Annotated in this window: 15 protein-coding genes; 9 read left to right on the top strand and 6 right to left on the bottom strand. The window is 58.3% G+C overall.

The annotated features are described in order from the left end of the window. The first annotated feature begins 189 nt into the window (after positions 1-189). On the top strand, positions 190-1,602 hold the full coding sequence (locus J3U87_RS24425) for a right-handed parallel beta-helix repeat-containing protein (RefSeq protein WP_237378400.1): 1,413 nt from the start codon (positions 190-192) through the stop codon (positions 1,600-1,602). A gap of 49 nt (positions 1,603-1,651) precedes the next feature. On the opposite strand, the gene J3U87_RS24420 is transcribed toward J3U87_RS24425, so the two are convergent. The 3 genes from J3U87_RS24420 to J3U87_RS24410 form a co-directional block, all read right to left on the bottom strand. Continuing rightward, positions 1,652-2,419, bottom strand: coding sequence for a response regulator transcription factor (locus J3U87_RS24420; protein WP_237378399.1), 768 nt, complete (start codon positions 2,417-2,419; stop codon positions 1,652-1,654). Between the two features lie 122 nt (positions 2,420-2,541). After that, a complete protein-coding gene (locus J3U87_RS24415) occupies positions 2,542-6,057 on the bottom strand; it encodes a hybrid sensor histidine kinase/response regulator (RefSeq protein WP_237378398.1) in 3,516 nt (1,171 codons plus the stop codon). A gap of 180 nt (positions 6,058-6,237) precedes the next feature. Beyond that, positions 6,238-7,983, bottom strand: coding sequence for an FG-GAP repeat domain-containing protein (locus J3U87_RS24410; RefSeq protein WP_237378397.1), 1,746 nt, complete (start codon positions 7,981-7,983; stop codon positions 6,238-6,240). A 500-nt stretch (positions 7,984-8,483) separates the two neighbouring features. Between J3U87_RS24410 and J3U87_RS24405 the strand changes: the two genes are divergently transcribed. The 3 genes from J3U87_RS24405 (at position 8,484) to J3U87_RS24395 (ending at position 11,234) form a co-directional block, all read left to right on the top strand. Beyond that, positions 8,484-9,536 carry a zinc-dependent peptidase gene (locus J3U87_RS24405; RefSeq protein WP_237378396.1) on the top strand — a complete coding sequence of 351 codons (1,053 nt, stop codon included), beginning with the start codon at positions 8,484-8,486 and terminating at the stop codon, positions 9,534-9,536. A 60-nt stretch (positions 9,537-9,596) separates the two neighbouring features. Continuing rightward, complete coding sequence (locus J3U87_RS24400) at positions 9,597-10,052, top strand: hypothetical protein (RefSeq protein ID WP_237378395.1); 456 nt, start codon at positions 9,597-9,599, stop codon at positions 10,050-10,052. Positions 10,053-10,163: 111 nt separating this feature from the next. Next, on the top strand, positions 10,164-11,234 hold the full coding sequence (locus J3U87_RS24395; RefSeq protein WP_237378394.1) for a transporter: 1,071 nt from the start codon (positions 10,164-10,166) through the stop codon (positions 11,232-11,234). Positions 11,235-11,249: 15 nt separating this feature from the next. Here J3U87_RS24395 and J3U87_RS24390 read toward each other — a convergent pair whose 3' ends face one another. Further along, positions 11,250-11,942, bottom strand: coding sequence for an ABC transporter ATP-binding protein (locus tag J3U87_RS24390; RefSeq protein ID WP_237378393.1), 693 nt, complete (start codon positions 11,940-11,942; stop codon positions 11,250-11,252). 458 nt (positions 11,943-12,400) lie between these two features. On the opposite strand from J3U87_RS24390, the gene hisS reads away from it, so the two are divergent. The 3 genes from hisS (at position 12,401) to J3U87_RS24375 (ending at position 17,057) form a co-directional block, all read left to right on the top strand. After that, entirely contained in the window at positions 12,401-13,765 is a 1,365-nt protein-coding gene (gene hisS, locus J3U87_RS24385) for a histidine--tRNA ligase (protein ID WP_237378392.1), read from the top strand. A 699-nt stretch (positions 13,766-14,464) separates the two neighbouring features. Next, the gene (locus tag J3U87_RS24380) at positions 14,465-15,718 is read left to right on the top strand and encodes a tetratricopeptide repeat protein (RefSeq protein ID WP_237378391.1); all 1,254 of its coding nucleotides are present in this window, start codon (positions 14,465-14,467) and stop codon (positions 15,716-15,718) included. A 415-nt stretch (positions 15,719-16,133) separates the two neighbouring features. Continuing rightward, positions 16,134-17,057 (top strand): TolB family protein, encoded by a 924-nt coding sequence (locus J3U87_RS24375; protein ID WP_237378390.1) that lies wholly within the window; start codon positions 16,134-16,136, stop codon positions 17,055-17,057. Positions 17,058-17,484: 427 nt separating this feature from the next. On the opposite strand, the gene J3U87_RS24370 is transcribed toward J3U87_RS24375, so the two are convergent. Then, the gene (locus J3U87_RS24370; protein WP_237378389.1) at positions 17,485-17,787 is read right to left on the bottom strand and encodes a hypothetical protein; all 303 of its coding nucleotides are present in this window, start codon (positions 17,785-17,787) and stop codon (positions 17,485-17,487) included. A 520-nt stretch (positions 17,788-18,307) separates the two neighbouring features. Here J3U87_RS24370 and J3U87_RS24365 point away from each other — a divergent pair. Then, a complete protein-coding gene (locus J3U87_RS24365) occupies positions 18,308-18,682 on the top strand; it encodes a translation initiation factor (protein WP_237378388.1) in 375 nt (124 codons plus the stop codon). Positions 18,683-18,954: 272 nt separating this feature from the next. Beyond that, a complete protein-coding gene (locus tag J3U87_RS24360; protein WP_237378387.1) occupies positions 18,955-20,358 on the top strand; it encodes an MATE family efflux transporter in 1,404 nt (467 codons plus the stop codon). Between the two features lie 159 nt (positions 20,359-20,517). Here the strand turns inward: J3U87_RS24360 and J3U87_RS24355 are convergent, their stop codons facing one another. Then, complete coding sequence (locus J3U87_RS24355; protein ID WP_237378386.1) at positions 20,518-22,266, bottom strand: AMP-dependent synthetase/ligase; 1,749 nt, start codon at positions 22,264-22,266, stop codon at positions 20,518-20,520. Between the last annotated feature and the right edge of the window lie 282 nt (positions 22,267-22,548).

The raw sequence follows: 22,548 nt of genomic DNA, 5'->3' as shown, positions 1-22,548 counted from the left end.
CTCAGCGGCCGTTCGCGTGGTTACGGAACCGCATTCGCCGGTATGGGCACAATCGCAGGAGGATTTGGCCGAAAAGTATTATTTTTTGGCCAGGCGTTGTTATCGGTTCCGGCGTGGCACCCACTACAATTCCTAGCGGCAGGAGCTTTTATCGAAAGCGCCACCACAATGATGTTAGGGAGCTAGTGTATGACCACGTTCACATTTTTCGTATTACTGTTTTATGGTGTCGGTGATTCATGTGACTGTTATATAAATCCATCCGATCAAATCGTCGATTTTCGTGACGAGTTTTCCTTCGTTCAACCTGGAGATACCCTGTGTATTCTCGGCGGGCTTCGCGGCCGCTTGAAAATCATGAACTTCCACGGAGAAGAGGCCGACCCGATCCGATTCGTCAACGTCGGCGGACAAGTCGTGATCAGCACCGACGGCGATGTCGGGTTACATGTCGTCAACAGCCGGTACATCCAAATCTCGGGCACCGGGGATGAAGGTGAATTCTATGGAATCCGCATCGATGGTGCCGGTAAGAAAGGCATGCAACTCAATCGCAAGACCTCACACATCGAGGTGGATCATGTGGAGATCGCCAACATCGGGCTGGATCCGGATTCCCACGGTATCGGCTTGGTTTGGAACACCCACGCCACCTGCCCCGACGGCTCCGACACCACCTACGCCTACGACTACGACGGCGACGGCGAGGACGTCGGCGACCTGAACGACGTGGTTTCTCGTGAAAATTTCACCCAATCCCACGGTGTGTTTCACGACCTCTACATTCACGACACCCTGACCGAGGGCATGTATCTGGGACTCCCTTACTACCTCGAAGGCCATGTTCACAACTGTCAGGGAGGCCCCATCGCATTGAACGGCCCGGTGACCGAGCACATTGCGGTCTATGACAACGTCATCGAGAATACCGGCTACGAAGGCATCAACGTCAAGTCGGCCGTCGCGGCGTGCCAGATCATGGGCAACCGGGTAACAGGCGACAGTCTCCGAGACAACAATTCCCAAAATGGCGGCATTGCGTTGGGGCCTGGCTGCAATTGTGAAGTGTTCAACAACCGAATCACGGATGGTAAGGGAAAAGGCATATTTCTATACTATAACGCGAATGGTTCTATAGTATTTAACAACACGATCATTCGTCCCGGCAGCGGTAGCGGCAGTCCCCGTCAGGGGATCGAGGTGAATCACAACGTTCCTGGCGACGAAGCGGGAATGTTCATTCTCAACAACACCATCGTTTCACCGACAAAAAATGCGATCAAACTGCGCACCGAAAGTGGCGACGCCCATCTGGTCGCGAATAACCTCATCATTCAAGACAACAACTACGACGTGATCAAAATCAAAGGACAGGGCCAGGTGGACGTTCAGGCGAACCAGGTGTACGACACGCCTCCTCCCTGCCTGTTCACCGATGTTCAAGCGGATGACCTCCACCTCTCGCCCTGTTCCCCGGCCATCGATCAAGGCATCGACACCACACCCTACGGCGTTTCCTTCGATTTCGACTACCAACCCAGGCCGCAGGGTGCCCAGCACGATGTCGGCGCCTTCGAACATACCCCAAATACCAAACGCTAAACCACTTCCCACGATGCGAGCCCCTTGCGAGCCACGCGCAAAAAGGGCATCACGAGCGGTGCTTGGCCATGAACTCCCTGGGGCTCATCTTGTATTTCTCCCGAAAACTCTTCGAAAAATAGCTGGGGTTCTCGAATCCCACGCTGAAACACACATCCGCGACATTGTTCTGGCGGCCTTTCAACAGAGAGGCCGCCGTTTCCAGCCTGATGTCCTTGATGAGCTCGTTGGGCGTCTGGTCGTTGATGGTCTTCAACTTCCTCTGGAGCTGGCGTCGACTGAAACCCACTTCCCTTGCGAGGAAGTTCACGTCGAAAGCGGGATTGTCGATGTTGCGTTTGATGATAGCTACCACCTTCTGGAGAAACCGGCTCGACTCCGAACGGGGGTCCGCGGATGCCGCCCCGGATAGGGCCGTCACACCGAACCGTTCCTTGATTCGGCACATGTTGGCGTGCAAATTGACCAGCCGAGCACGCAACTCCTTGGGTGAGAAAGGCTTGGTCAAATACTCCACGACGCCGGTACCCAGGCCCTCCATGAGGTTGTTCTCGTCGGAGAGCGCCGTCAAGACCACCAGTGGGATATGGTTGGTGGCTTCATTCCGTTTCAATTGCCGGCACACCTCGTGACCACTGATGCCGGGAAGCGAAAGATCGACCATGATCAAGTCCGGCATGAGTTCGTTGGCCAGGACCACGCCCCGCTCACCGGACTCGGCCTTGACGACGAAAAAATCGTCTTCCAGCACTTCGGCAATGTAGTCGAGCAATTCGAGGTCGTCTTCGATGACCAGCACGTTTTTTTCCGGGTTCATGACGCACACCCTTCGAGAATCCAATGCATGATCCGAAGTTTACGACACATTCTCCCGAAATCGGCCCTTTCGGAATGACGCTCGCAGAGGCCAACTCGCGATGCGGCCTCGCCGTGCACGTCTCAGGAGCGACGGTTGTTCGCTTTGTCGAGGATGGTGGCGAGCAGATGCAACAATTCGGCGGGCCTGAAAGGTTTGGCGATATAGGCGTCGGCACGGCAACGATCGGCCAGGGCTGCCAAGTCGCGTTCTCCTCGGGCGGAAGTCAGCACGACCGAGTGATGCTGGGTTCCGGGCCTTCGCTTGATGATACGGCAGATTTCGTCACCGGAAACATCCGGGAGCATGACATCGGCCAACGTCAAGACGGGGCGATGCGCTTCGAATCGAGCCAACCCCTGTTTTCCCGAAGCCGCGACCACCACCCGGTAGTGGGGCTCGAGGATGCCGGTGAGGTAATCGATGAAATCAGGTTCGTCGTCGATGACGAGCACCATGTCTCTTGCCGACGGCCCACGGGATAGATTGGAGGAAGCTTCTGACGACATCCGATGCCCATCCGTCCGGACGGGTTGACCGCTCGCCGCTTCCGGCAGGGGCAGCCTTATCTCCACCAGGGTGCCGCCGCCCTCGGGGGAAGAGAGTTCCACAGTGCCCCGATGAAGTTCGATGATCTCTTTGGTAAAGGCCAATCCGATGCCGGTACCCACCCCTCGCAGGGCCTTTTGCGAGCCCTGATAGAATCGAGAAAACACGTGGGGCAAATCCTCCGCGACGATCCCGATCCCCGTGTCTCGGAAAAGGATGGCGACCGAATCGCGCCGGCGTTCCATGTCAACCTCGATGCGGCCACCCGGCGGCGTGAATTTAAGTGCATTGAACAGAAGATTGTCCACGGCGATCCCCATCTTGTCTTCACTGATGGGAAGCACAAGCTCCTCACCGCTCAGATGGATGGAGACACCGTGCTTTTTCGAGGCCTCGACCAGTAACGCGATTCTCGCGGTGAGAAAGGCACGCATCTCCACGGGCTGGAAGGCCAGTGCCAAACCATCTACCTGGATTTTGGAGAGGTCCAATATTTGGTTGACCAAACGCAGCAAGCGGTTCGCATTGCGAAAGGCCAGATCAAGCTTTTTACGGCGCCGTTCCGGGTTCATGCGCCCGTCTTCCAAGACCTCTTCCAGCGGCCCCAGACACAACGTGAGCGGTGTCCTGAATTCGTGGGTGATATTGGCGAAAAATTTCTCTTTTACCTGGTGCAGCGCAACGAGTTCGCGGTTCTTGACCTCGAGGGTTCGCTGGTTGGCCTCCAATGCCTGGGTCTTGAGCATGACCTCGTGCTGCAACTGTCGGTTGTACCGGCGAGTCTTGGCGGTGCGCCAGGACAGCAGCGACCAGAACAGAAGGGCGAGCGCCGCGACATAGGCGGAATAGGCCCACCATGTCCGGTACCAGGGTTTCAAGATGGTGAACGGCACGCGGGTAGGGTGGGCCGGTAGTTCCCAACGATTTCGCCCCTGAACTTCGAACACGTAGTCGCCCATCGGTAAATGGCTGTATTCTTTATATTTTACGGGTTGCCAGGGGGAATATTCCCGCAGCGATGACTTGTGGGAACCGAGCAACCGATATCGAAAGAAAAGCGGGCCCTCCCCCTCGTATTCCGGGTTGGTGAACGAGAACTTGAGGGAATTGTGTCGAAAGGGAATGGCCGACAAGCGGGCCCAATCCGCTTCCACCTGGATCTGGGTGATTTGGGTCCGGGTTCGTTGCCGCTCGGGGAACCCGTTGGGTTGGTAGCGGTGCAGACCGAAGGAGGAAGTGATCCACATGGATCGGTCGCGGGGATCTTGAAAGAACTGGACATTCCGGAGCTTGTGGGAACCGAATCGCAGCAGGATCTCGGAGGAAAATGCGGATCGCTCGGTGTCGATGGTCCCGACAATTTGTTGGCCATCTTCGGTCAAGGCATTGAACCAATACACGCCGTCGGCATCCACATCCAGCGTCATCAAGGTGGCCCATTCGGGAGCGGCGTCGGGGTTCGACCATGCCAGCGGATGTAAACCACGGTCGCCGACGGCGATGACCGGGGTGTCGGCACACTGTAGCCACAAATCCCGTTGTGGGGAGAATATTTCACAATTCTCGCGACTCCCTAAAATCGGATCGGTCACGTCTACCACACGCGGAGCTACGGGATCGGCGAAGTCGACACGGACCACGCCCCGTGCATCGGTGGCGAGCCACAGGTCGCCCGTTGTATCTTCCCCCAACACCACCGGATCGATGGGCAACGCCAGTCGTTGGATCTCACGCACATCCGTTTCGGTAACGTTCAGAACGTGTAGCGTCTCGGAGGAAATGGCGAAGTAAATGTTCGCTCGGTCTCTGGAAGCGATGATTCGCCGGCCGAACGAGGCATCCACCACCTTTTCGACGCCACTTTCATTCACCCGCCAAAAACCACTTCGGCTGGCCACCAGCAGTCCTCCGGCCGTGGGTACGAGGTAGCGGCAGTCCTCTCCAGGCGGCATCCCCGGCTGAGGCGCCAGATCGATGGTCGGATGGGCATTCATCGAAGCGGCACGATAGAGCCCGTCCATGGCCGCAAAGTAGTGGTCTCCCCCAAAGGTGGCCATCTTTCGGAAGAAATGCGCGCCGCCGTAGCTGCGCTCGTCGAAGTAGGTCACCGGGCGATTCACTTCGATTCGGAACAGTCCCTGGCTGTTGGCGCAGGCCCAAAGGCCTCCGGTCCCATCGACGAACAGGTTGGTGATCGCGTTGGCAAGCCCACCATCTCGATCGATTTTGGACAGCAGCCGACCTGCACGGGTAAAGACGAGAACACCCTCGCTGCGGGTGGCCAGGGCCAGGTCGCCATTGGGAAGTGCGCACCCGCGATAGAGTCCGGACCGGGCCAGGAGAGGCGCGTGGTCGACGGCGAAGGGTTCCATGCGTCCGGAACGATACACGTAGAGGCGATTCGCCTTTCCGAAAACGTGCCCTCGATCGTCGAGGGGAAAGGCGCAGGTGAGATCTTCTCCACCGATCCGCTTCAGCGCCGCGAGGATGTCCGGATCGTCCACCCCGAGGAGATACGGTGAGCGCGACTTCTCCTGGACCAGGAGCCCCCCTCGCCACGGTGTGGCAAAGACGATCGGCGAAGCCGGCACGATGCTTTCCACGGCAAGCTCCCGTTTCACCAGGCACAGGATCTTGGCGCCGATGAAGTAGACGCCCTCTTCGGTCGAGGCGATTTGTCGGAAGGTGGGCCGTTCGGGCAGCGACAGGCTTTCCGTCAGGGATCGGTACCTGTAACGGAACCCATCGCGCACCAGATAACCCAACCCGTTGTAACCACCGACATAGATCCTTCCGTCTTCCGCCCTGTGAATGGAAAGCGCATAGGGCCCATCGCTCTCGATGGAAAGATGCCGCCATTCGATGCCGTTGAACACGAAGACGCCGTTGCTTGCCGCGACGATGACATTGCCCAGGTCATCCTGGGTGGTGCCCCATGTTTGGGGATACATATGCTCCGGAAGGTAGTGTTTGAGGAAATACCGACCCGGACGCTCGACAGTAATGCCTGAAAAGCACAGGTAGAGAAGAAGGGTGTGGATCGGAAACATGATGTTTCGTCCTCAATTGTTGGAACGGATACCAAAACATTAGCCAGTGGCTTCGAAAAACGCCAGGGAATTTCCCGGCACGGACAGGCCGGCGATTCGTTCACGAGCACACCTGCGCCAAGTGTAACGGGCGCGACAGCCGGGTCGAATGAAGCGCCCGGTCACATCGCGCACCCAAGTTCAGGGGCAAGGCCGTCCGTGGATCGGTAGATAGAAGAGATCGCGAATGTCGACACGTCCATCGCCGTTGGGATCGTCAGCGTCGGCCTCATCCCAACCCCAACGGTCGGCGACGAAGGCCAGGATGTCGGCTCGACTGTTACAGCCATCGCCGTTGTAATCGAAATAGGCCGGGTCTTCGGCCACCATCACCTGGAACGCGAGCGAATGTTCCTGTCCGCCGTCCGGCTCCGTAATGGTGGCTTCGCAATGCGTGACACCGGGATCGGGATTCGAGAGAAAGGTCATCGTCGGCCCTTGTGCGGTGTGTGCGATCTCGGGGTCGACGCGCCAGTGAATCTCGGTATCCGTCAAGTCGACACAACCGGGCATGAGGGTGACTTCGATGGGTACCAACCCCTGGGCGATCCACCCCGAGTCAATCGAGAACGGGCGTTTCTCGCTGCGATAGACGTGAACCAATTGTCCGTCGGGATCGGCTTTGCTCATGCCCACCAGGTCGATCCGGCAGGCATCGCGAACCACGGGCACCACATTGTTCACCAGCTCTCCCCTGCTGGCATCGTGATCTTGAATCACGAAGTGGGGGTTGGCCAGATCGAGGAAGGCATCGGGGTGACCGCGATAGGCATTGACGTAATGCCGGTTGCCCGTCCTTTCGTTGACAAACATATCGTGAAGCCCATCGCCATCGACGTCTTCGGCATGGGTCGCCAAAAACCCGTTCAACGATTCGAGACGAACCGCGGCATCGAAATCAATGGTGTCGCCGCCAGGCAAGAGCCACATTTCCCAACGGTTACCATTCCGCGCTTCGAAGATCACGTCATCCCGGCCGTCGCCGTTGAAATCCGCGCACAATCGAAGGCGGAGGTCGTGCCAGTTGTTGCTGCGATAGGTCGGTTGCGAGAGGAATTCGGGTCCGCCGGGATAGATATAGATCTTGCGACCGAGCTGGTCGCCCCAGGTCGTGACGACGTCTCGAACGCCGTCCCCGTCGACATCGCCCAACACCAGGTACAAGCCGAGATTGTCGTCATCGACGCTGCCGCCGAACACGAAATCCGCCGTCTCATCGAAGGTATGCGGTGCATCGATGCCGTTGCCGCCAAACCAAATGTAGATTTTTCCATAGTACGAACGTCCATCGACCAAGCCATAGGGACCCGTCACCACCAAGTCATCGGCACCATCGCCATTGATGTCGCCGATGTCCAGGCGCTGGGCCAGGCTGCGCGGTTCGTCCTCGCCCTCCATGGTGAAAAAGGGTTCCTCCGCCTGAAGACCCGATCCGTCGGAACGGGAGAGGTAAACGGAAAAATAACCCCGTTTCTTGACGTGATCGTCCGAGCCATAAGTGGGATTCGCCACGACCAAATCATCGTATCCGTCTTGATCGAGATCGCCGACAGCGATGCGGTGGATGCCCCTTTTGTTGGCAAAGGGGATGACGTGGGTTCCTTCGATCCACAGGTCGGGCGCAGAAGGGAAATCGCCTTCCCGACCGTAATACAGGCAAACCCGTCCTACCTTTTCCCCATGCCGTTCTCGATAGTCCGCCTCCACGATCAGCAGATCGGCGTATTCATCGTCGTTGAAGTGCCCTTTTTTAATGATATGCCCGAATTTTTCGTTCGTCAGGCCGGATGGCGAAGTGATCTTGTATTCGGGAACGGTGATATTCACTTGACCGGAACAGGGTGGGAAGATACTGAAGGAAAGAAGAAAGAGGAACCACATTCGCATAAAAGGTACACCTCGAAGCATAGTTAGGAACGAGATGTCCAATGAGTCAGCTCATCCGCTAAATTCATTTTAGATCTACGAGGCGTGTGACAATGTTCGCTGCTGGACATTTACTGTCACATTTGAGCCACCTTCCTGAATTGCATCGTGATCGGCGCCCATTCGGGTATCGTGGTGCAGCGGGCTCCATGGTTTTTGTTATTCACCACTGAGTTCACAGAGAACACTGAGAGAGACACATTTTCATTATACTCATCATCCATCAGGTTGTGTCGACTGGACAGATGTATCTCAATAAATCTCATGATATAAAACACCACATCAAAAAAACTATAATCTCGTGATTTTCTCCCCCAAGACTCACTAACATACCTATATCTCCAAAATCCCTCGAGATCCGCTTTGGTATCTATCCTCTCAACTCCGGGAACTCGGTCGAATCGGTGGTAAAAAAACAGAGGAACGTGCCAACCCACGATCAAGCAAGGATACAAATTGATATGATAGGCCGATCTTTGGCCCGAAACCCGGAGGCACCATTGCTGGTCGACGCCCAAACCTTAAAACGCAACCGACTGAATTCGCTCAAATTGTCGGCGCTGATCGCGCTGCCCATCCTGTTGATGGCCGGCTACCTACACCGCGACCGCACCGCCGCGATCCTCCTCCTCGTCCTCGCGGGCGTCTGCGCCTTGGTCGGTTACCGTTTGTTCACGGCCAAGGTGCGCCGTCGCTGGAACATCCTGGCCCAGCCGGTGCCCGAAGCCTACGAGCCGCTGCTGAAGCAACACGTGGCCTATTACAATGCGCTGGAGCCCGATTGCCAGGCGCGCTTTCTGCGCCTCGTGCAGGTGTTCCTGGCCGAAACGCCGATCTCCGGCATCGATCTGGAGGTGACCGACCACCACCGCATCCTAGTCGCCGCCAGCGCCGTCATCCCCGTCATGGGTTTCCCCCACTGGGAGTACGAATACCTCAGCGAGGTCCTGCTCTATCCCGCCAACTTCGACAAGAACTACGATGTGGGCTCGGGCGAGGACCAACGCATCCTGGGCATGGTCCACGGCTCGCTGAACAACGGCGTGGTGATTCTCTCCGAACCGGCCCTGGTCGCCGGCTTCGCCAACCCCCACGACAAACGCAACGTGGGGATCCACGAGTTCGCGCACATGGTGGACAAGCGGGACGGCTCGATCGACGGCGTCGCCGCGGCCCTGCCACCCGACCTGATCGCCCCCTGGCGGAACCTGATGGAAGAGAAAATGCGCGAGGTGTGCAAAGGCGGGAAAGGCGCCATCGACCCCTACGGCAAAACCAACGAGCAGGAATTCCTGGCGGTCACCACCGAATACTTTTTCGAAAGTCCCCAAAAACTGGCAAAAGCGCATCCGAAGGTCTACGAGATGCTCAGCCGGATCTATAATCAAGATACAGCTCAAATTTTCGCGGAGGAATATCATCTCCTAACGCGGAAACGGCTGGGTCGAAACGATCCTTGTCCTTGTCACAGTGGCCGGAAGTACAAGCGCTGCTGCCTGCGTCGCAAACACTGACACTGTGTTAGAATGCGCCGGCTCCGGTCTCGCACCAAGCATCATAGGGACAACAACCTCATGTTTCGCATACCAGGACGCTCAGCATCGACCACGCTCCGGGTCCGAAAAGCGCTCCGCGCCACGGCCGGGTTGTGCCTGTGTCTCGCGTACCTGCTGGCCAGCACGGGGTTCCAACCATCCTGGCTGGACTTCCGGAACCTTACAGAAACGCTCGAGGCCCCGGCGGCCGTCGCCTGCTGCTGTAAAGTGGCCTGCCGGTGTGGCGACGCCTGTCCCGGCACCCACGAGGGCGACGTGGTCAAGGTCCCCGAAACGGACGGACCCTCCCTGACCCAATGTGCGCCGGACGGTTGGAACACACCCGAACGCTCCGGTACCGCCCTGCCGCCGCACGTTCCCGGCACCCCGGTTCATTTCGTCTTTACCGGACCCAATCCAAGCCCCAAACTCTTTCTTCCCGGCCATTCGGTTTGGGAACCGGAACCCAGGGACAAAATCCCCATCGCCTCCTGATGCCTCCCACCCACATCTCCGGCCCACGGTGGGGCCGGCTCCTTTGCGCGGACCTTCTCTCGACGGTTCCGCGAACGGGATTTTTTTGCAATCAAATATCAGGAGTATCACGTGAATACCAAGTCTCTCTCCTCGCAGGGGCATCGTCTGCCCGCGACGATCTCGTTTCATCGCAGCCTCTTCCATGGACTGATCCTGCTTGCGGTCAGCCTCTTTCCGCTTTTCGCTCACGACGGCGAAACCAACCCGTCGGCCAATTCCTGGGACGCTTCCCGTCCCGACAGCCACGCCCCGATCCACGTGATGGGCGATCACACCCACAACCGCGGCGAATGGATGGTTTCCTACCGCTTCATGCGCATGGACATGGACGGGAACCGCGCCGGCACGGACAGCCTCACTCCCGAACAGGTGCTGCAAAACTTCATGGTGACGCCGCTCGACATGACCATGGACATGCACATGCTCGGCGCCATGTACGCCCCGACCGATCAGCTCACCTTGATGCTGATGGCGCCCTTCCTGGATATGGACATGGCGCATCGGACGCGCATGGGCGCCCAATTCACCACCTCCTCGAGCCACATCGGCGACATGTCGCTGACCGGCCTGTACAAATTCTTCGACGACAACCGCATGCGGGCCCATTTCAACTTCGGTGTGAGCCTGCCCACCGGCAGCATCGACCATACCGACGCCACCCCGATGGCCGCGGTCGCCCAACTCCCCTACCCCATGCAGACCGGTTCGGGCACCTACGACGTCACCCCGGGCATCACCTGGCTCGGCCAAACCGACAAACTGTCCTGGGGGGTCCAGCTCAAGAACAGGATCCACCTGGGTGAGAACGATCGCGATTACACCCGCGGCGATCGCTTGGAATCCTTCATTTGGGGTGCACTGCCGCTGGGGCAGTCCACCAGCGTGTCGCTCTCGCTGGATTACGCCGATTGGCAGGACTACGACGGCGCCGATACGGCCCTGAACCCGATGATGGTGCCCACCGCTCGCACCGACCTGCGCGCCGGTTCCCGCCTCGACGGCGGCATCGGCCTGAACGTGAAACTCCCGGGCGGCCATCGCCTGGCCTTGGACTTCACCCTGCCCGTGTCGCAAGACCTGGACGGCCCGCAATTGGAAACCGATCTGGCCGCCACGTTGGGGTGGCAAAAGTCCTGGTAACGATTCCGGGCCCGATTACGGGTCCACCGCCGCGGCGGCCTCCTGCAATTGGCCGCCGCGCAACGTCATCTCGCGATCCATGCGCCGGGCCAGGTCCGGACTGTGGGTCACCACCACCAGGCAGGTGTGTTCCTCGCGATGCAGCTCCAGCAGCAGATCGGCCGCGTTGCGCGCGCTCTCGCCGTCCAGGCTGCCCGTGGGCTCGTCGCAGAGGAGCACCGCGGGGTTCTTGATCAACGCACGGGCCAGCGCCGTGCGTTGGCGCTCACCGCCCGAAAGCTGTTCGGGCCGATGGTCCAGCCGGTGCCCCAGCCCCATTCGGTCGAGCAGGCTGCGCGCGCGAACCAAATGCTCGTCGCCAATGCGATCGAAGGCCATGATCGGCAACAACACGTTTTCGATGACCGAGTACTGCGGCAACAAATGATGGTCCTGAAACACGAATCCGATCAGGTTGTTGCGGAACCGCGCCAGATCGACCTCGTCCATGTCCAACGGGTTGCAGCCGTCGATCGACAACTCGCCGCTGTCGGGGCGGTCCAACGTACCCAAAAGGTGGAGCAGCGTACTCTTGCCGCAGCCGGAGGGACCCACCACCGCAATGGACTCACCGCGCGACCACGACAGTGAGATCCCCTGCAATACCGTCACCGGTGGATTTTCAAAAGACTTGAACAGATCTCGAGCGACCAAAATGTGTTCCGTCACAACAACCGTCCATTTCTGAATGAGAGAGATTCAAGTGCCCATCCAGAAACGGGGATTTTTTGGAAACGATCCTTCGGAATCGGGGACTCCCAAATGGGAGCCGGGCCCAGCCGTAACGCGCGGGGTTCAGCTCATCTTCTGCGATTCATTTTCTTGCCGGAACCCGACACCTGAAACCCGATTCCGTACCCATCCAGGCGAACCGCCTGGGCTGCGACGATCTTTCCGTTTCTGGATGGGCCCTATTCTAGTACCGCTCCGAAACGGAGACAATCGCCAACTCCGGAGGAACCATCGGGTGCACCGAAGTGACACCTGCCATCGGGACCTTGCGACGGCCCGCCCACCGCCCCACCGGATCGGTAGCCGAACCGGCCGGTTCGCGCTCTTGAATTGGGTGCCCCACCCGGTCTATAGTTCGGAGGACTTGGAAAAAAACAGTGGGGATGAAGCGACTTATGGAACTGATCAAGCCCAAAACCATGCCCGGAGTCATGGAACTCCTTCCCAACGAGCAAATCGCGTTTCAAAACATGCTGGACGTCATTCGCCGCGGCTACGAGCGATTCGGCTTCCTGCCGCTGGAGACGCCCGTCATGGAATACAGCAACATCCTGCTGACCAAAAGCGGCGGTGAGACCGAGCGTCAGGTGTATTTCGTTCAATCCAGCGGCAGCCTGAAGCAGGGCCGCGATCCCGAATTGGCCATGCGCTTCGATCTCACGGTACCGACCGCCCGTTTCGTGGCCGAGCACGAACGCAAACTGGTGTTCCCCTTCCGGCGCTACCAGATCCAACGCGTCTATCGCGGTGAAACCGCCCAGCGCGGCCGCTTTCGCGAGTTCTACCAGTGCGACGTGGACGTCATCGGCAAGGACAAGCTGAGCCTCCACTACGATGCGGAGATCCCTTCGGTCATCTACCACGTGTTTTCCGAGTTGAACGTCGGCAAGTTCACCATCCACATCAACAACCGCAAGTTGCTGAGCGGCTTCTTCGCCGCACTGGGCGTCGAGGATCCCGAGCGCCAGACGCTGATCATGCGCGAGGTGGACAAGATCGACAAGCGTGGCCGCGATTACGTGGTGGAAACCCTGACCGGCGAGCACTTCGGCATGGAAGCGGACAAGGTCCATCGCATCATGGATTTCATCGCGATGGAGGCGGAGAGCAACCGCGCCGTGCTGGATCGAGTGGCCGCACTGGGCATCGACCACCCCCTGTTCCAGACCGGCCTGGAGGAACTGTCCCAGGTGGTGGAAACCATCGAGGCCTTGGGTGTGCCGGAAAGCCACCTCAAACTGAACCTCTCGATCGCCCGCGGGCTGGACTACTACACCGGCACGGTCTACGAGACCTTTCTCGACGACCACCTGAAGATCGGCAGCGTCTGCTCCGGTGGGCGTTACGAGAACCTGGCCGGTTACTACACCTCCTCGAAACTGCCGGGAGTGGGGATCTCCATCGGCGCCACCCGTCTGTTCTACCAACTGTGCGCGGCCGGCATCATCCAAGCCGGCAAGAGCACCATTCAGGCCCTGGTCACCCAAATGGATGCGGACCTTTCCAAGGAATACCTGAACCTCACCGCCGAACTGCGCCAGGGCGGGGTCAACACCATTCTCTACGCGGAGAAGGGCAAATTCGGCAAGCAGTTGCGCTACGCGGACCGCGCCGGGATCCGCTTCGCCGTCATCATGGGCCGCGACGAACTCGACCAAAACCTGGTCACCGTCAAGGACCTGATCGCCAGCGATCAATTCCAAGTACCCCGCGATCGGGCCGCGGCGGCGATTCTCGAACGGATCCAATCTTCCAACTAAAAGACCGGGCCCACCCGGTGCGGCCCATTCAAAAGAGGACCGGCGCTACACACACCGAGTTTTCGGCTGGATGGGCACCTGTTGGGGTTTCGAGTTTCAGATTTCAGAAGTTTTCGCGGCCAATTACGCACTCATTCAGATGTAACCCAGCATTTACGGCTCTCCTTTTTGGCTGATCAGGTTCGATTTCAAGCTTAGGAAGGGAGCTGTGATCTGGGGACATTTCAAACCCCCGAATGAATCCCGCCGCCATTTTCGACTTTTCGCCCGCATTTCCACCACACTTCGTCTATCGTCAGGCGTCACCGTGACGCATATGTCGACTTTTACAGTTTTTTGATCGGTTATCGGATTGTTTTTCTTTTAGAATGGGGTTTACCTGGTCCCGGGGGTCTGACCTAGACAGCCTTCCTCATGTGCAGCCACTGTTTTCCGCAACTCCTCACATGTATCCGACCTAAAGTTTCTTCCGGCGTCCTTTTCGCGTCACGACGCGCAGCCGGGCCGCGAAACCCGTCGGAAACGATTCGCCGGCACGCCCAAAGGGTGCATCGGTATCGCTACATCGGCAACGACGGCGCGCAAAGGCGGGCACCTCTCCCTCCCATCCATCGAATCCCCCATTAGGCTTGTCTTCAAAACCGATTCATTGAAATCATGAACTCGTAAACTCTCGATCCATACTTTTCTGGAGCCTTCATGAACCTCCCACTCCTCACTTGGGTGGAGGGATTGTGGTTTGTCGGACCGATCGTGGCGCTCCTCGCCTTGGTGGCCTACCTGGCATTGAGAAACCACACCCACAAGCCCCGCAGTGCGCGGGCTTTCGTGGAGCACCTCGAATTCTGCCTCAATCGCGGCGACCTGGAACAGGTGATGAGCCTGCTCAACAAACCAGGGTTTTCCGCGTTTCTCCAAATCCATGCAACGGCAGATCTCGAGCCCAAGCCCACGGAACCCCCGACACGTCCCCACATATCCATGACCCAAGATCCTTCCCTGCGCGAGGCACTTTGGCCGGCCATGGAAACCCCGGTCCAGTTCCTGCGCTTCCTCCAGCACGAGGACGACACGGTGGCGGTCTTCCGCCAACTCGACCTCAGCGCCGAACGCGTTCACGGCGAATCCGAAAACCACACGCCCGCGCTCTCCTACATGAAGATCGTGGTCGACAAAAATTTTCGCGGTGGCTGGACCTGGTCGGACATCCACTTCCTGGGCCTGGGCCAAAGCCTCTCGGAACGCTACCACCACCGCCTGGCGAAGCGACATCGCGAGGCGCGAAATCCCAACCAGCCCGCATCCATTCCCGATATTTCCGAGGCGCCGACGGCACCCGAGATCGATCTGACCCAATGCGGACATCCGCTGATGCGCGATTTGATGCAGAACGGACAGTGGATGGCGGCGCGACGCATTTGGTCCAACCTGCCGCGACCGGTCCGCTACCGCAAGGACGTGATGCTGGACCTGGTGCGCATCGCATTGAACCTGGACGACCAGGCGCTCACCGAAGCGGAAGAGGTGTTCTACTGTAAATGGCCCGAGGAGCCCGCCTACCACCTGCTGCTGCTCTCGGTGGCCCTGCACCGCATGGAACTGTTCGCCAGCGAGGAGCTGATCAACCGCATCGATCAACTGGTCGGCGGCGATCCCCTGCTGGACCTGGTCCGCGCGGAGGTCCACATCGCTCACGGCGATATGCACCAGGCCAAGAGTCTTCTCCAGAAGGCCGCTTCACAGGTCCCCCAATGTCAGGCCTGTTACTGGCGCCTGCTGGAACTCAGCTTGATGACGGGTGATCACCGCCAGGCGCTCCCCTGGCTGGAAGTCTTGATGGATCGATTCGGTCACAACATCGAGCGTTTCACCCACACCCGCCACTTCACCTCGCTGATGATGTCCGCCTACTACCGCCAGTGGTTGGAAAGCCGCCCCTGGGTTTCGCGATAGACCGAGCGCCCAAAACGAACCTGGGGCGGAAAGTTCATCTTTGCATTGACCCAGGAGGCCTTCAATGCGGTGTCCATGGAACTCCGTTCCGCGAAACCGCCAATCCTCCCATGGTCCGGCTTCGAACGAAACTTGGCGGTGCCATCTCCCTTTCGATCGCCCCTGCTTTGCCTCATCCTAGCCGGGAACCGCCCCAGGGCACTTCGATCGTTTACCCAACGCAGCAGCTCTGATCCCAGTCGCATTCGGTTTCGTAAACAACTGACAAACAAGCCACTTCCAAACCGCCAGTAGGAAGTCAGCAAGAAATCAGCACGACTTCAGGTGTTTTCAAGTTCGGGCCGTTACAATCACCTCGTTTCGTTCATTGACGTAACGAACGTCAAAAAAGCTAGTGTTGTAAAGGGAGAGCCTGTTGAACCTGAAACATGTTGTCACGTTATGCTTTGTGTCTTTCATGCCGTTCACGAAACGTATTTTTATTCTCACGACGATGGCGCTTGCTGTCATTGGCAGCCAAGGTTTCGGCCAAGATGACCTTCCAGCGATCAAGGGCCCCTATATCGGGCAAAAACCGCCGGGCTCCAATCCTGAAGCGTTCGCTCCCGGTATTGTTTCGACAGAGCTGTTTGAATATAGCGGCGTCTTCACGCCGGACATGAAAGAGTTCTACTTCATCAAAGAGGACGATTTTTTTGTTTTTCAATATCAAAACAAACGTTGGATCGAGTCATATATATCTCGCCGAGTGGGCCAACCCTTCATCGCTCCCGACGGAAAGACCATGCACCTGGGTGTGCGCTATAAGGAGCGCACCGAAACAGGATGGTCAGATATTAAAAAACTCGGCCCGTCTTTCCTAGCCCTCGAAATCATGCGCCTGACGGCCTCGTTGAAAGGAACCTACGTCTTTGACGAGATCGGTTCCGATGATGGGGATGGTGTGATTCGTTATTCACGCTTGATAGACGGCAAACGCGAAGAACCCAAACCGTTCGGCAAGGAAATCAACACCGGAAAATTCAATGCCCACCCGTTCATCGCACCGGATGAGTCCTATTTGATCTTTGACGGCAGGCGGGAGAGCGGCTATGGCCATTCCGACCTCTATATCAGCTATCGACAGCCAGACGGCTCATGGGGTGATGCGATCAACATGGGCGGCACGGTAAACACGGAAGTCGGGGAAATCTCAGCCAGCGTCACGCCCGACGGCAAGTTTCTTTTCTTTCACAGAAACCAAGGCGAAGGAAAGGGAAATATGAACATTATGTGGGTCGATGCCCAGATCATCGAGACGCTCAGGCCCAAAGGCCAGTCCCCGATCAACCACAATTAACGTCCCCCCACCCAAAAGTGTGGCACGAACCCGACATAGTCAGCCGTTGCGGCTGGCTTTGCTTGGGTTGTGTCTTCCAGTTGGACCACCGCCCAAACGGCCAGGCCGTCTAACACTTCCCCGGGGCTACCGGATCGAGTTCGAGAAACACGCGAGCCCGTTTGGCGCTGTGCCATATGTCGAACGCCTCCATGCTTAAACGATACACACTGGGCTGGTCTCGTCGACGTCGTCGCCGACAGGGTCGCCGCCCAGGGCGTCGGGCCGACATTTTTCGGCGAATGTCCCGAACAATGATCATCTCGGGTTTTTATCTTTACCTTCTGACTTTACGTGATTTGTTTCATTAAGAGCCGCGCACCGGCGGGCACACCCTTTCGATTTCGAGAAAGAAACAGCATACCTTTTTCTGGCGAAGGGCCATGGGTCATTCATCCGAAAAATTAAGCAGGAATTCAGGAAAATTAGAAACCAGGAAAGGATCGGCATTGGGTGACACATCATGGTCCTGCTTTTCCTGGTTTCCATTATTCCTGCCTTCCTGATCAAGATTTGACGACGGCAAAACCCAGCTCTGGTTGAATGCACCACTTGGTTTCATAAGAGCCGCGCACCCGCGGGCATACCCTTTCGATCCCGAGAAAGAAACAACGCGAAGCGAGCCAGCATGCTGTTCCCGGCTGCCTGAGATGGTCGTCGTGCCAGGTAGGTGCGACCGCTGGTCGCACATTCCGAAGCCCTGCTTTGATTGGAGCTTCGCTCTTTGGCGTTCTGAATTTTCGCAGCCCTGATCACTTCGAAGTGTCGGCCGGGCCGGCTTACCGCCCCTGACCAACTTACTGCCCCGCCGACCCTCGCAGCATGCGGGAACGCTTCGCATGGATCACTTCGGCGAGTTCAGCCAGCGGGTTTACCGCCCCTGCTGAACCTACCTGTCCTTACCGGCCCTGCACGACGAATCTCTCGGCCACGGAACGGCTCCCGCAGCACCGCGGGTCCTTCAAAGAATCGGGAATACGAGTTAGGAGGATGATTTTAAAATCCGTGTCAATCGGTGTGATTCGTGGACAGACTTTTTTTAACCAAATTGGCGTTCCCGCATTTCCGGGAGAAGTGTTGCTGCTGTTTTCGCGGGTAAAAGGCGACAGTTGGGGTTTCCCTCCAGAGAGGCGTGGTCCGGAAAGAAAAGTCCGTTTATGATAAGGGCTTGGGCACCGGTTTCGATCGGGATGAGCCGAGCGAGGAAGAACATGGCAAGAAAGAAAAAAGAACGCCTGGACTTCAGCCAAATGGGTGAATTGCGCCAAAACCCCTTCGCGGACCTGGCCCAGTCACTGGGGGTCGCCCCCGCGAATGCCGCGCCTGCCGGAGACGAGCCCAACGTCAACTCATCCTCGGCGACCCACAAGCCGCAACCCGCACTCCTGATTCGCAAGGAAAAACGGGCCAAGGGCAAGGTGGTCACCTGCGTGTACCACCTCCTCGACCCCCATTCCTACCTGAAAAAACTGAAAACCCGATTCGGCACGGGCGGCACCATCCAGGACGACGTCATGGAACTGCGCGGCGATCATTGTGAACCGATCAAGGACTTTTTCCGGGCCGAAGGCTTTAAAGTTCGTTAGTTGTCGCATTTCCGGAATGAGCGCAAGGGGGGACGGTGTTCGAACCTGAAGGTAAAGGTATCGGTATTCGTCATGGCGCCTCACCCGAAGCTATCGAATCGGGTCCCACCTGGTCGGCGCCACGCCCCGCTGCGCACGACAAAACGATCTTTTGTCCGTCCGAAGCAACCATTGACCGCTTCGAAGGGTAAGAACTAGGAATCGATATAGAGGCCGAACGACCGGTACGGACGTCGCGCGCATCTCCATTTTTTTCAATGCAAGGATGAAGCATGGGTCGAACCATGGAATCGAAATTGACCGAAGGACCGGTTTCCCGGCACCTTGTTTCCATGACGGCGCCCATGGTCGGCGCCCTCTTCGCCACGATGGCCTTCAATCTCGCCGACACCTACTTCGTGGGGCAACTGGGTCCCACCCAACTGGCGGCGGTCAGTTTCACGTTCCCGGTCATCATGCTGTTGATCTCGCTGGCCATCGGGCTCAGCGCCGGCACCTCCTCGGTCATCGCGCGCGCCATCGGCGAACGCAACCAAAGCCGGGTTCGCCACCTGGTCACCGACAGCCTGTTGCTGTCCGCCGGGCTTTCGATCCTGATCGCCATCGTCGGCTTCTTCACGATCGAACCCGTCTTCCGATTGCTGGGCGCGGACGATACGCTGCTTCCCATGATCAGCGACTACATGGAGATCTGGTACCTGGGCCTGGTGTTCATGATCGTGCCGATGGTCGCCGGCAGCGCGCTCCGCGCCACCGGCGACGCCCGGACGCCCAGCCTCATCATGGGTGTCGGCGCGCTGGGCAACATCATTCTCGACCCGATCTTCATTTTCGGGCTCGGGCCCATTCCCCGCATGGAATTGCAGGGTGCGGCGCTGGCCTCGGTCACCGTACGCGTGCTGACGTTTTTCTGGCCCATGTACCTGCTGCACTTCCGGGAGCACATGCTGACCTTCGAGCGACCCACCTGGGCGGGCCTGAAAAAATCCTGGCGCGACATCCTCCACGTGGGCTTGCCGGCCGCGGCGACCAACATGATCATCCCGGCCTGTACCGCGGTCGTCTACCGCCTGCTGGCCTCGTTCGGCAACGATGCGGTGGCCGCGTTCGGGGTGGCTTCACGTGTGGAGTCCATGGCCCTGATCATTTTCTACTCGATGTCGGCCATCATCGGTCCCTTCGTGGGACAGAACCTGGGCGCCAACAAGCACGAGCGCATCCGCGAGTCGATTACGGTCAGTTTTCTGTTCTGCCTGAGCTACGGCACGCTGTTGGCCGTCGTCCTGGGATTCGGCGGCAATTGGATCGCGGCCCGCTTCACCGATTCGGGCGAGGTCATCAAGATGGTGGCCGCCTACCTGTGGTTGGTGCCGCTGAGCTACGGCATGCACGGGGTGATCATGAACGCCAATGCGGCCTTCAACGGCATGGGGCGGCCCTTGCCGGCGACCCTGATCTCGGTCCTGCGCATGGTGGTGGTGTACATCCCGGCGGCCTATCTGGGTTCGCGATTTTTCGGCGAACGCGGCATCTTCGCGGCGACCTCGGTGGCCAACGTCGCGGTGGGCATCTTCGCCTGGGTGCTCATCCACCGGTTCGTGACCCAATGCCGCGAACGGCGCATGGCCCAAACCGCCACCCTCGAAGCGGAAAACGCCTCGATCCAAGCCAGTTGACGAGGCCGGAAACGTTCGCCTCCGGAATTCGCGTGTGGTCGTGAGATTCGGGGGCAAACCTCTTCGTACGATCCGGCCACGCGCCGGAAATCGCGGGAGAGGTCGTGCGGGGCGATCCAGGAGCGCATCGCCGCCGCACGGCTCGGAACCCGAGAGCCGTCAGACGTAGAGGCCCTCGATTTCCTTCTTGAACTTTTCCGCGACCACCTTGCGCTTGACCTTCATGCTGGGCGTCAGTTCCCCGGTCTCCAAGGTGAACGGCCGGGTCAGGATCTCGAATTTCTTGACCTGCTCGTACTTGGCGAAGTGCTTCATCTTGTCGGTGATCTCGTTGGCCAGAAAGTCGCGGAACTCCTCTTCCCCGACCAGCTTTTCCGGCTCCGTCGACCACCCGAAACTTCGGGCCCAGTCCTGAATGGTTTCCCACGGTGGCACGATCAGGGCCGCGATGAAGTTGCGGTCGTTGCCCACGATCACCGCCTGCTCGATGAAGGGGCTCAGCTTGAGCGCGTTTTCCAGCGGCTGTGGGGCGATGTTCTTGCCGCCGGACGTGATGATCAGATCCTTCTTGCGATCCGTCACCGTGATGAACCCTTCCTCGTCCATGTGGCCGATATCGCCGGTATAGATCCAACCGTCGCGAATGGCTTCCTGGGTGGCTTCGGGATTCTTGTAGTAGCCCATCATGACGTTGGGGCCGCGCGCCAGGATTTCGCCGTCACCGGCGATCACCAACTCCACGTCGGGCACCGGCGGGCCCACCGAACCGGGCTTGTTGTGTTCCGGCAGGTTGATCGTCAGCACGGGCGAGGTTTCGGTCAGACCGTAGCCTTCCACGATGGTCATGCCCATGCCGATGAACATTTCGGCGATTTCGGCCGAGAGCTTGGCGCCACCGGCGATCATGTACTTGAGGCGACCGCCGGTGCGTTCGCGGATTTTCTCGTAGACCAGCTTGTCGGCCAGCTTCCAACGTTTGGCCAGGAAGCCCTCGGGTTGTTGACCCTGCGTCAGTTTCGGCACCGCCTTCTTGCCGACCCCCATCGCCCAACGGAAGATCATGCGCTTGGGCAGTCCGGCATCGCGCGCGCCGGTGATCACGCGGGTATAGATTTTTTCGAACAGGCGCGGTACCGAGAACAGCACCGTGGGGCGCACATCGCGCATGTCGTCGGAAAGGGTCTCGATGCTTTCGGCGAAAGCGATGGTGGTGCCGGCGTACAGGGTCAGGTAATAGCCGCCCATGCGCTCCAGCACGTGGCTCAGCGGCAAGTGGGAGAGGTGAATGTCTTCGGCCCCGAACGGGCAGATCTGGATGCAGCTCATGATGTTGGAAATGAGGTTGTCGTGGGACAGCATCACGCCCTTGGGGTTGCCGGTCGTACCCGAGGTATAGACGATCGTGAGCAATTGATCGGATTGGATGTGGGTCCAGCGCTTGTTGTAGTCCACTTCGTTGTCGGCGGTACGCCCCTTTTCCTCGACTTCGGCCATGGACATGGTGCCCTCGGGGCAATCGCCATCCATGACGATGATGAAGCGAATCATGGGCAGGTGGCCGCGTACCACATTGATTTTTTCGGCTTGGGCCCGATTCGACACGATCAGGCCGATCGAATCGGAATTGTTCAGGATCCAGGCGGCTTGTTCACCGGTGAGGGTCGGATAGATCGGCACATCCACGGCACCGGAACTGATGATCCCCAGATCGGCGACGGTCCAATCGAAGGAAGATTCGGCCAAGATCGCCACGTGGTCCTTGGCCTGCACACCGAGGGTCATGAGGCCGCGACCGAAATGAATCACCCGATCGCGCCAGGCTTTGTGGGACACGGGCTGAAAGGCACCGTCCCGCTTGACCATGACGGCATCGGGTTTTTTATACTTTTCACAGGTTTCAAAAAACATTTGAGCAATATTTCCAGGTTTCATACGTACTCCAGAACTTGCCTGCGCGGCTGGAACTGAATCCGAATTCAATGGCCATGCGGGAGGACTCGGTTCCACGTTGGTATCTGCAGCGGCAACAGACATAATCAATCGAGGTGAAATGAAAGAATGGTGACAGCGTATCCACCGCGTCTCCGGATGCAGCCGGATCGTCGCCGAAATGAAAAGGCGTGATCGGTGCCACGGTGATTGCGGGATCAGACGTCTATCCTGAATGTTTTCAGGAAAAATCTTACCAAA

Origin of the sequence: Sulfidibacter corallicola (assembly GCF_017498545.1) — a bacterium.
In the GTDB taxonomy this organism is placed as follows: Bacteria; Acidobacteriota; Holophagae; order Acanthopleuribacterales; family Acanthopleuribacteraceae; genus Sulfidibacter; species Sulfidibacter corallicola.
The sequence above is the reverse complement of the archived record's forward strand: the minus strand, read 5'-3'. Positions and strand labels throughout refer to the sequence as shown.

Bases quoted from the DNA above. Each gene is read 5' to 3' on its own strand.
- J3U87_RS24425 (WP_237378400.1), top strand. From the start codon at position 190: ATGACCACGTTCACATTTTTCGTATTACTGTTTTATGGTGTCGGTGAT.
- J3U87_RS24420 (WP_237378399.1), bottom strand. From the start codon at position 2,419: ATGAACCCGGAAAAAAACGTGCTGGTCATCGAAGACGACCTCGAATTG.
- J3U87_RS24415 (WP_237378398.1), bottom strand. From the start codon at position 6,057: ATGTTTCCGATCCACACCCTTCTTCTCTACCTGTGCTTTTCAGGCATT.
- J3U87_RS24410 (WP_237378397.1), bottom strand. From the start codon at position 7,983: ATGCGAATGTGGTTCCTCTTTCTTCTTTCCTTCAGTATCTTCCCACCC.
- J3U87_RS24405 (WP_237378396.1), top strand. From the start codon at position 8,484: ATGATAGGCCGATCTTTGGCCCGAAACCCGGAGGCACCATTGCTGGTC.
- J3U87_RS24400 (WP_237378395.1), top strand. From the start codon at position 9,597: ATGTTTCGCATACCAGGACGCTCAGCATCGACCACGCTCCGGGTCCGA.
- hisS (WP_237378392.1), top strand. From the start codon at position 12,401: ATGGAACTGATCAAGCCCAAAACCATGCCCGGAGTCATGGAACTCCTT.
- J3U87_RS24380 (WP_237378391.1), top strand. From the start codon at position 14,465: ATGAACCTCCCACTCCTCACTTGGGTGGAGGGATTGTGGTTTGTCGGA.
- J3U87_RS24370 (WP_237378389.1), bottom strand. From the start codon at position 17,787: ATGTGCGACCAGCGGTCGCACCTACCTGGCACGACGACCATCTCAGGC.
- J3U87_RS24365 (WP_237378388.1), top strand. From the start codon at position 18,308: ATGGCAAGAAAGAAAAAAGAACGCCTGGACTTCAGCCAAATGGGTGAA.
- J3U87_RS24360 (WP_237378387.1), top strand. From the start codon at position 18,955: ATGGGTCGAACCATGGAATCGAAATTGACCGAAGGACCGGTTTCCCGG.
- J3U87_RS24355 (WP_237378386.1), bottom strand. From the start codon at position 22,266: ATGTTTTTTGAAACCTGTGAAAAGTATAAAAAACCCGATGCCGTCATG.